Below are 9,041 nucleotides of genomic sequence, written 5' to 3'. Positions count from 1 at the left end.
CGGGCCGGTCGCGGCCCCCCCCCCCCGGGCGGGGCGGCGCCGGCGGGGGCCCCCCCGCGGGCCCCCCGCCCCGCCCCCCCCCCCGGCCGCCCCCCCCTGGCCGGTGGGCCGCGCGACGGGGTGGGGTGCGGTGGTCATGAAGCCGGGTGCAGTCGGCCCAGTCCTTCGGAGACCTTGGCGGCACCGTCGGCGAGCCGTACGCCGGGAGTCGACTCCGAGAACGGCACCACCACGAACGCCTTGCGCCGCACGGCGGTGAGCGTGCTCAGCACCGGGTCGTTCTCCAGGTAGTCGATCTTGGACTGGGCCGTGTCCCAGCCGGCGTCCGCGACCACGATGGCGTCCGGGTCGGCCGCGACGACCTTCTCCCAGCTCACGTTCTGCCAGGTGCCGGGCAGGTCCGCGAAGACGTTGCGGGCGCCCACGGCGTCGAGCACGAGCTGGGGCCCGCCGTGGCCGGTGCCGACGAACGGCGCCTTGGTGTCCGAGTCGTACCACAGGACCTTCAGGTCCTTGCCCGCGGCCGTCGCCGTGAACCGGGCCAGCTGCTGCTCCTGCTGCCGCTGGATCTCGACGGCCCGCTCCGTGACGCCGAAGACCTTGGCGACGTCGTTCAGTTCGCCCCACGCCGCCTGCCAGGTCGTCGGCGGCACCTGGCTCTTGTCCGCGCAGCCGAACGGGGACAGGTACGACGGGACGCCCTGGCCGCGCAGTTCCTCCCGGCTGCCCGCGACCTTGTCGGTGAACGCGCTGGCGTAGGAGGCGTACAGGAAGTCCGGACGGGCCGCGAGGAGCTTCTCCTTCGTCGGGTAGTCCTTGGAGAGCACCGGGACGGACTCGTAGGCCGCCTTCCACTTCTCCGGGACGGAGTCGTCGAGGTAGGCGGTACCGGCCATGCGGGACTCCAGGCCGAGGGCCAGGGCCACCTCGGTGGCGCCCTGGTTGAGCGTCACCAGCCGCTCGGGCGGCGCGCCGACCGTGACGGTGGTCCCGCAGTTGGTCACGCTGACCGGCTCGGCACTACCGGTCGTCCCGCCGGACGAGACGGGCGCGACGGGCGCGACGGGCGCGGGGGCGCTGGTGCAGGCCCCGAGTACGCCGGTGAACAGGAGGACCGCGACCGCCCGGCCGACACGCGTCGGACCTGTCGGACGTACGGAAGGTGCGGGACGTACGGAACGTACGGCACATATGGATCGAAAAGGACGCAGCGGACCGCTGGGCACGTGTTCTCCAAAACCCTCGTGGAACATGTCGCGCCGTGGCCGGTCTCCTGGCTTCCGCATCGACGCACCACGGCCGACCTTCCCGGGCGGCTCTTCCAGCCCGCCCAGTGGCCCTGACCGCTGGGACAGCCGGTCAGCGAGGGCCGCGGAACTCCGCGGCAACAGTGGCGAGGGCCGCACCGGACTTTGACCGGCTTCCCGAACACCACGGCGATGGCAACGTATCAGGCGTGCTCAGGAGGGGGGACGGCCGCCCTGGGGTCGGGCGCGGCGGGACCGCCGTGCCCCTCGTCGTCACCGCGGCGCCGACCCGGCGGCCGACCGGACGGGCCGGCTCCGGTCGGGGCCGGCCCCGGGTGTGGGGATCATGGCCGGATTTCCCAGGGCACGGCAGACGGAACGGGCCCGCCGCCCTACGCTGCCCGGTCATGCGTACCTCCGGATCCGGGACAAGACGCCTCGGCGTCGTCGCCGTACTCGCCCTCCTCGTCGGCCTGATGGGCTTCGCCCCGCAGGCGTCCGCCACGACCTCCGCCACGACCTCCGCCACACCGCCGTACTTCGCCCTGAGCGTGGACCACCCCACGATCACCCCCGGCCAGACCGGCACCCTGAGCGTGACGTTCACCAACCGTCAGACCAGCCCCGTGACCTTCCTCTACCTCTGGATCCCCATGTTCGAAGCAGGCCCGCAACCCGCGCCCGGCGCGCGGGCGGTGTTCACCGGGTGCTCCGGTCAGGTGAGCTGGTGCGACCTCGGGGAAAGGGCGACGGCCCAGGGGCTGTACGCCCTGCTCAACCTGACGGCACCCCAGGTGCCGATCGAACCGGGCGGCAGCCGCACCATCACGCTGACCTACCACTACCCCGCCGACTCCGACTGCACGGTGCACCCCGTCGTCAGCTTCTCCACGAACTACTTCCACTACGAGTACGGCGACGGCTCGCAGAGCTACAACGGCTCGGAGTTCCCCGACCCGCCCGTCACCAGCACGCTGGTCTGCCCGCCCGCCCCGTAAGGACCGGACCGCCAGAAGCCGCCGACACGCCCCACGGCCCCTCGCCGAGCCGCGCGAGGGGCCGCCGACCCCCTGGCGGGCGCGCATCGGCGGAACCGAGCGATGTACGGGCGCTGGGGGAGGGGCTCAGGCACGCAGTTCCCGGAGGAGCTCGGCGCGCAGCTCGCGGTCCGGGCCGGGATCGGCGGCGAGCGCGCGGGTGAAGTCCTCGACGGCGGCGGCCCGGTCGCCGAGCTCGCGGCGGGCCAGTCCCCGGTTGTAGAGGGCGACGGGGTCGGGGTCCAGGGCGATGGCACGGTCCAGGTCCGCGACGGCGCCGGGGGTGTCGCCGCGTTCGAAGCGGATCGCCGCGCGGTTGGCCCAGGCGGTCGGCAGGTCGGGGGCGTGTTCGACGGCCCGGGTGAGCAGCGCCTCGGCCTCGGGGAGCCGGCCGCGTTCGCCCTCGATCAGGCCGAGCACGCACAGCAGGTGTGGCTGGTCCGGGGACAGCCGCAGGCCCGCGTGGGCGTCGCGTTCGGCGAGGTCGAGCTCACCGTCGTCCAGGTGGAGGCCGGCCCGGTTGACCAGGGCGTCCAGGTGCTCGGGGTCGATCCGCAGGGTCCGGCCGAAGTCGGCCAGGGCAGCCTGCGGCAGGCCCAGGTCGGTGTGGGTCTCGGCGCGGTTGTAGTACGCCTCGGGCAGGTGCGGGCCGAGGCGGATCGCGGTGCCGTAGTCGGCGATCGCGTCCTCCGGCCGGCCGGTGGCCCGGTGGAGGGCGGCCCGGTCGACGTAGTACTCCGCGTTCTGCGGGTCCTGCGCGATGACCGTGTCGAGGTCGGCGAGCGCGCGGGCCGGATCGCCCAGGGCGAGGTGCAGCTGGGCCCGGTTGTGCAGCAGCCGGGCGCGGTCCTGGGGGCGTTCGCCCGGTGCCAGGGCCCGGTCGAGCTTCGCGATGCCGTCCTCGACCGTCGCCAGCGCCGCCGCGTGGTCGCCGGCCCGGCTGTCCAGCAGGGCCAGGCCCTGCTGGTGGAAGACCGTGGTGACGGTGCGTTCGCGCGGGTCGTCGATCTGCCCGGCGAGTGCGAGGGCGCGCTCCAGCCAGGTGCGGGCGGCGGTGAGGTCCCGGTCGGGCGCCGGCAGGTGGCGGACGTGGAGCATGGCGGTGGAGTAGGCCGCGGACAGGTGGATCCTCGGCTCGTCGGTGACCTGCCGGACGTGGTCGTAGAGCGCGAGCGCCTCGGCCGGGCGCTCCAGGGCGGTCAGCGCGGTGGCCAGCATCGTGGTGAAGGCCCACCAGTTCCGGGTGTCCCCGGCAGGGGTGACCAGCGGCAGGCCGCGTTCGGCGAGCCGGACGGCGTGCTCGTAGAAGCCGCTGCGCAGGGCCAGGGCGAGGGCGGTGCGCAGCGCGTCGACGCCGTCGGTGGCCGGGCGGGTGCCGCGTTCGCGGTGGTAGGGGATGGCGCCCAGCTGCCAGGACCACTCGCCGGTCGCCGCCAGTGCGTCGGCGCGCTCGTCGTGCCAGGCGGGGCCGCGGACCGTGGCGGCGTCCTCGTCGGCGTCCTCGGTGGCGTTCTTGGGGGTGTTCTTGGGGGTGGGCCGGGACGGGTCGACGGCGAGGGGCCGGGCGTACTCGGCGACGGCCTCGGCGAGCGCGGCGGGCAGCGAGGCGCCGCCGACGTACAGCCGCAGCCGGGAGGGGTCGACGCGTCGCAACAGGGTGTCGACGAGTTCGATGGTGGTGACGTCCGCCTCGTCCACCCGGTCGAGCACCACGGCGGCGGGCGTGCCCTGCTCCGTCGCCCAGGCCGCGACGAACTCGCCTATTCCGTAGGCGAGATGGCGGGTGCGCCGAGCCGGGTGGAACCTGATCTGGACATCCGCGACGTCCAGGGCCGCGAGGGCTTCGGCGGCCCACGGCATCGCGGGCGCCAAGTCCCGCACCGCGCTGAGGAGTTCGACCTGGTGGCGGTCCACCAGCGGGGAGTGCCCCTGGCCGAGGGCGAGGTGGCGGACGAACTCGCCGACCCCGCCGTAGGGCCCGCGCTGCCAGACCCGGCAGTCGAAGGTGCCCAGGAGCCCCTCGGCGTCGGCGGCCGCCGCGCGCCGGTCCCGGGGCAGTGCTGCCTCCAGCCAGACGTGTCGCATGCCCGACTCCTCCCCTTCTCGTGTCGCCAGGCCCGCCGCGGGCCGCCGTTCGGCGCCCGCGGCTGCCCGGAGGCGTGCCGGGAGCTCGGAGAGTCCCCGGCACGCCACCGGTGTCAGTGGTGCGTCGGAGTTACCAGCACCACTCGATCCAGAGCCGGCGGGCGTTGCCGGTCAGTGCGACGGTGCCGGACTTACGGGTGGTCATCTTCCGCATGTCTGTCTCCTTCGGTGTGGGGGCGGTCGGCCGGGGACTCGTGGCGACCATGGCCCATGGTGGTGATAATTCGTATGAACTGTCAAGGAATTGGAGACTCCGCTAACCGGCGGGCGCCTACCGGGGCAGGTGCGGCCGGCCGCCGGGCTCCTGGGTGGGGACCTTCTGGTCCGCGCCGGGGAGGACGGGGGCCGGGTAGTGGGCCACCTCGTACTCGGCCTGTTGGAGCCGGGCGGCGGTCGGGGGCAGGGCCGGGGCCCGGCGCGGGCCGTGGTCGAACTGGAAGGCCGACGTCAGGTCGCCGAAGGTGCGGCGGCGCCAGTCGGTGAGGTTGGCCGCGCGGACCCCGGTGAAGCGTTCCAGGAAGCGCAGCACCGAGGTGTGGTCGAAGGCCTCGCGGGCGACCCAGCCGCCCACCGTCCAGGGCGAGACGACGATGCACGGCACCCGGAAGCCGCCGCCGATCGGCAGACCGTCGACGAACTCGCCCGGTGTCCCGGCCGGGGGCACGGGTGGCGGCACGTGGTCGAAGAGGCCGTCGTTCTCGTCGTAGTCGAGGATGAAGACGGTCTTCGCCCAGACCTCGGGGTTCGACGCGATCGCCTCGATCTTGGCGGCGACGTAGTCGGCGCCGGCGGCGGGCAGGTAGTCCGGGTGCTCGGACTGGTGGCTGGTCGGCAGGATCCAGGAGACGGCGGGCAGCCGGTCGTTGCGGGCGTCGTCCTCGAAGGTGCCGGCCGGACGGGGCGTCATGCCCCTGCGGTGCAGGGGGCTGCCGGGTTCGGCCTGCTGAAAGGTCTTGAAGAGGGAGAGCATGTTGGTGCCGTAGTTGTCGGTCTCCTGGTAGACCTGCCAGCTGACGCCGGCCGCCTCCAGCTGTTCGGCGTAGGTCGTCCAGGTCAGCGGTTCGGGCGCCTCGTTGCGGATGATCGGGCCGCCGTGGCCGCCGTGGGCGTCGTCGGCTCCGATCGAGCCGGTCATCCAGTAGAGCCGGTTGGGCCAGGTCGGCCCCTGGACCGAGCAGAAGTAGTGGTCGCAGACGGTGAACGAGTCGGCGAGGGCGAACTGGAAGGGGATGTCCTCCCGGGTGTAGTACCCCATCACGTACGGGCCGTTGACGCCGTCGGCGGCCCGGTGGGCGGGCAGCCACCGGTCCATCTTCCCGCCGTTCCAGGCCTGGTGCTGCACCGACCAGGCGTGGCTGGTGGAGGGGATCGCCTGCGCGCTGGTGGTGCGGGTGTCCAGGTGGAACGGCAGCAGGTAGCCGTCCGGGTTGGCGCTGTCGGGCTGGTGGAACACCGAGCGCCCGTCGTCCAGCCGCAGCGCGTCCGGGTCGGCGAAGCCGCGGACACCGGCCAGCGTGCCGAAGTAGTGGTCGAAGGACCGGTTCTCCTGCATCAGCAGGACCACGTGCCTCACGTCCCGCAGCGAGCCGCCCTTCGGCACCCCCGCCGCCACCGCCCGCTGGACGCTCGGCGGCAGCAGGCTCGCCGCCGCCGCGCCCATCAGCCCGGCCGCCGATCCCAGCAGCCTCCGTCGGGTCATTCCGGACATCGGTCCCGCCTCTCCGTCACGCCTGTGGCTTCCTCCAGGAACTTCGGCGCGCCGGAGCTGACGGCTGAACAGCCGAAAGGGGGGCGGGACCTCGGTGGCGGTCGCCGGGGTCGGTTCCAGGTCTGCCGGGGTACGCGGCGAGGTTTCGCACGGTTCGAGTCACTGGCTCGAACCGCGGGCAGTTCGCGGCGGGTCGTGCCGGTGCCGGTATCGGTGCCGTTACCGGGGCCCGGTGCCGGCCCGGTGCCGGCCCGGGCGCCGGTCCTCAGCGGCGGTACGCGGCGGCCGCGATCTCGGCGAAGGTCCGGACCAACGGGTTGCCGTCCCCCTCGTTCCACACCGCCACCACCCGGCTCGGCGGCATGTCGACCAGCGGCACCACGGTCAGCTCCGGGGGCAGGCGGTGCCCGAGCGGGGCCAGGCCGACCGTGCCGTTCCACAGCACGGCCTGGAGACACTCCTGGACGGCGCGCACCACCGGTCCCTCGCGCGGTCCGCCGCCGTTCCAGTAGGACTGCCAGACGGGGTCGGTGCCCTGCGGGAACTGGAACCAGCGGCGGTCGCCCAGCTCGGCCAGCCGCAGCCCGTCCCGGCCGGCCAGGGGATCGTCGGCGCGCAGGACCACGCCGACCGGATCTCTGCGCAGGGTGCGCACCGTCAGGGCCGTCTCGTCGAAGGGCGCCCGGGTCAGCGCGACGTCGACCAGTCCGGCGCGCAGCCCGCAGGTCGGGTCGGTCAGATCGGTGTCGCGGACACGGATGTCGACGCCGGGGCGGCTGCGACGGAAGGCGGCGGCCAGCCTGGCCACTCCCGGGTCGGTGCCGTCGCCCAGGATGCCGATGGTGATGGCCGCGACGCCGGCCGCCGCGTTCACGCGTGCCCGGATGCGGTCGGCGTGGTCGAGCAGGGCCCGCGCCTCGTCGAGCAGCACCGAGCCCACCGGAGTGAGTACGACCCCGGTGGACGAGCGGACGAACAGCGGGGCCCCGATCCCGGCCTCCAGCTGTTTGATCGCCCGGCTCAGCGGCGGCTGGCTCATGTGCAGTCGGGTGGCGGCCCGGCCGAAGTGGAGTTCCTCGGCGACCGCCACGAAGTAGCGCAAGGTCCGTAGCTCCACGCTGCAACGATACCCACGGGGTATCGGCGCCGCGGAACGGGTCTTGGACAGCGGCAGGCCTCCGGCGGTGCACTCGTGGACATGAGCGAAGAAGCGAAGACCAGCAGGCCACGGACCGACCCCGCCGTCTCGGTGGTGGGACCCGAAGACGGCGAGACGATCGTCCTGGGCACCACGCGGATGCGCGTCCTCGAGGACGGCAGCCACACCGGCCACCGGCTCGCGATCGCGGAGTCCGTCCTCGCCCCGCACACCCAGGGGCCACCGCAGCACCGCCACGCCCGCCACGACGAGGGCTTCTACGTTCTCTCCGGCACCGTGCGGTTCACCGTCGGGGACCAGGACCACGACGTCACCGCGGGCACGCTCGTGATGGTTCCGCCCGGCACCCCGCACACCTTCGCCAACCCGACCGACCGCCCGGCCGTCATGCTCAGCACCTTCACCCCCGACCTGTACGTCCAGTACTTCCGGGACCTGCGCGACACGCTCGCCGACGGCCGGCCGCTGACGCCACAGGCCAACATCGACGCGATGAGCCGCTACGCGACCGAGCCCGCCGCCGACCCGGCCGCCGGCCCCGCCGCCGGCCCCGCCTGAGCCGACGGTCCGGTCCCCAGCCGGGTGGCCGGGACGGCAGCCCCGGCCGTCAGCGCAGGCCGTCCCAGAGGAGCCGTTCGGGGCGGCCGGGGTCCAGGAGGACGGCGGGCGCCGTGTCGTCCAGCCGCAGGACGAGGCGGTCGGGCAGGTGGGCGGGCCAGGACGGCAGGCCCTCGTGCCGGGGGAGGCCGTCGCGGGCGAACGACGTCCAGGCGCCCGGACAGCCGCGTCCGGCGCGGTCGGGACGGGCAGCGGCCCCGGTTCCGCGTCGAGCAACTCCGCGGCCAGCGCCAGGTTGACGGCGCTGCGCTCGCCGTCCGGGACGGTGTCGGTTTCGAAGGCGGCCAGCTCGGCCCAGCGCCCGGCCAGGATCAGCGCCACGGGCCGGCGGCCCGCGTCCGGCAGGGCCGGGGTCAGTTCGAGGAGGCGTCCGGAGGCCTCCAAGTCGTCTTCTGCCCGCAGCAGTTCGTCCCGTACCCGGCCCGAGAAGTAGGGCGCGAGGCTTCCATAGGTGTGCCCGGCCGGGAACACGTACGCGTGGGGGCTGCGCAGACGCAGCCGGGCGTCCTGGAAGTCCGCGGGGTCGAGCCGGGCGCAGGCCCGTTCGGCGGCGGCCCGCCGTACGCGGCGGCACAGCACGGCGATCGTCAGGTCGAGGAAGTCCCCCGGGGCCGGGTCCGCCGGGCCGTCCTCCGGCGCGGGGAACCACGGCAGTCCGGCGAGCGGCTGCCATTCCTGGGCGTCGACGAACGAACCGAGGGTGTAGTCCTCGGAGGGGTCGTCGGTCTCGTCGGCCAGGTGGATCAGCTCGCCGTCGTTGCCGAAGCTGTCGAACCACACCGTGCCCGCCCAGGGGCCGTTGAGCACCAGGCGGGCCAGGACGTGGCTGCGGGTCACGCCCAGGAGCAGGGTGCCGTCCGTGTGGCGGGCGCCCGCCGGGAGGTCGTAGAAGGCGTCCTGCGGATCGTCGAACTGGCCGTAGAACTGGCCCGGTCCGTCCCCGTGACTCGCTCAACGGGCCGACGAGGAGGGGGACATGGCCACGACCGGGTTCTACCAGCGGACATGGGAGCACTCGGACGCGACGATCGACGGGCTTCCCCTCGACGCCCCCGGCCACGTGCCGTGGTGGCCGGAGCGTTCCGCACCCGAAGGACGAAGACGCGGCGGGGTCCGGCTCCCGTTCG

7 protein-coding genes and 1 riboswitch are annotated in these 9,041 nt (G+C 74.0%); of the genes, 2 read left to right on the top strand and 5 right to left on the bottom strand.

Features of this window, described 5'->3' with window-relative positions; translation table 11 throughout:
* Positions 1 to 134 precede the first annotated feature (134 nt).
* Positions 135 to 1,004 (bottom strand): ABC transporter substrate-binding protein, encoded by an 870-nt coding sequence (locus ACFRAR_RS26555; protein WP_380700707.1) that lies wholly within the window; start codon positions 1,002 to 1,004, stop codon positions 135 to 137.
* A gap of 241 nt (positions 1,005 to 1,245) precedes the next feature.
* Positions 1,246 to 1,451: riboswitch (cobalamin riboswitch) on the bottom strand.
* A gap of 203 nt (positions 1,452 to 1,654) precedes the next feature.
* Here ACFRAR_RS26555 and ACFRAR_RS26550 point away from each other — a divergent pair.
* Entirely contained in the window at positions 1,655 to 2,245 is a 591-nt protein-coding gene (locus ACFRAR_RS26550; RefSeq protein WP_380700706.1) for a hypothetical protein, read from the top strand.
* 126 nt (positions 2,246 to 2,371) lie between these two features.
* Here the strand turns inward: ACFRAR_RS26550 and ACFRAR_RS26545 are convergent, their stop codons facing one another.
* From ACFRAR_RS26545 to ACFRAR_RS26530, 4 genes are all read right to left on the bottom strand, one after another.
* Positions 2,372 to 4,369 carry a tetratricopeptide repeat protein gene (locus ACFRAR_RS26545; RefSeq protein ID WP_380700705.1) on the bottom strand — a complete coding sequence of 666 codons (1,998 nt, stop codon included), beginning with the start codon at positions 4,367 to 4,369 and terminating at the stop codon, positions 2,372 to 2,374.
* Positions 4,370 to 4,499: 130 nt separating this feature from the next.
* Positions 4,500 to 4,634 (bottom strand): hypothetical protein, encoded by a 135-nt coding sequence (locus ACFRAR_RS26540; RefSeq protein WP_380700704.1) that lies wholly within the window; start codon positions 4,632 to 4,634, stop codon positions 4,500 to 4,502.
* A gap of 66 nt (positions 4,635 to 4,700) precedes the next feature.
* Positions 4,701 to 6,137 carry an alkaline phosphatase family protein gene (locus ACFRAR_RS26535; protein WP_380700703.1) on the bottom strand — a complete coding sequence of 479 codons (1,437 nt, stop codon included), beginning with the start codon at positions 6,135 to 6,137 and terminating at the stop codon, positions 4,701 to 4,703.
* Positions 6,138 to 6,402: 265 nt separating this feature from the next.
* The gene (locus ACFRAR_RS26530) at positions 6,403 to 7,254 is read right to left on the bottom strand and encodes a LysR family transcriptional regulator (protein WP_380700702.1); all 852 of its coding nucleotides are present in this window, start codon (positions 7,252 to 7,254) and stop codon (positions 6,403 to 6,405) included.
* A gap of 81 nt (positions 7,255 to 7,335) precedes the next feature.
* On the opposite strand from ACFRAR_RS26530, the gene ACFRAR_RS26525 reads away from it, so the two are divergent.
* Positions 7,336 to 7,854, top strand: a complete 519-nt coding sequence (locus ACFRAR_RS26525) for a cupin domain-containing protein (RefSeq protein ID WP_380700701.1) — start codon at positions 7,336 to 7,338, stop codon at positions 7,852 to 7,854.
* The last annotated feature ends 1,187 nt before the right edge of the window (positions 7,855 to 9,041 follow it).

Source organism: Kitasatospora sp. NPDC056651 (genome assembly GCF_042792155.1).
Classification (GTDB): domain Bacteria; phylum Actinomycetota; class Actinomycetes; order Streptomycetales; family Streptomycetaceae; genus Kitasatospora.
Note: the sequence above shows the minus strand (reverse complement) of the source record. Positions and strands in the feature narration are given on the sequence as shown.

Excerpts from the sequence above, each read along its gene's own strand:
- ACFRAR_RS26550 (WP_380700706.1), top strand. The coding sequence starts at position 1,655 with ATGCGTACCTCCGGATCCGGGACAAGACGCCTCGGCGTCGTCGCCGTA.
- ACFRAR_RS26545 (WP_380700705.1), bottom strand. The coding sequence starts at position 4,369 with ATGCGACACGTCTGGCTGGAGGCAGCACTGCCCCGGGACCGGCGCGCG.
- ACFRAR_RS26540 (WP_380700704.1), bottom strand. The coding sequence starts at position 4,634 with ATGGTCGCCACGAGTCCCCGGCCGACCGCCCCCACACCGAAGGAGACA.
- ACFRAR_RS26535 (WP_380700703.1), bottom strand. The coding sequence starts at position 6,137 with ATGTCCGGAATGACCCGACGGAGGCTGCTGGGATCGGCGGCCGGGCTG.
- ACFRAR_RS26525 (WP_380700701.1), top strand. The coding sequence starts at position 7,336 with ATGAGCGAAGAAGCGAAGACCAGCAGGCCACGGACCGACCCCGCCGTC.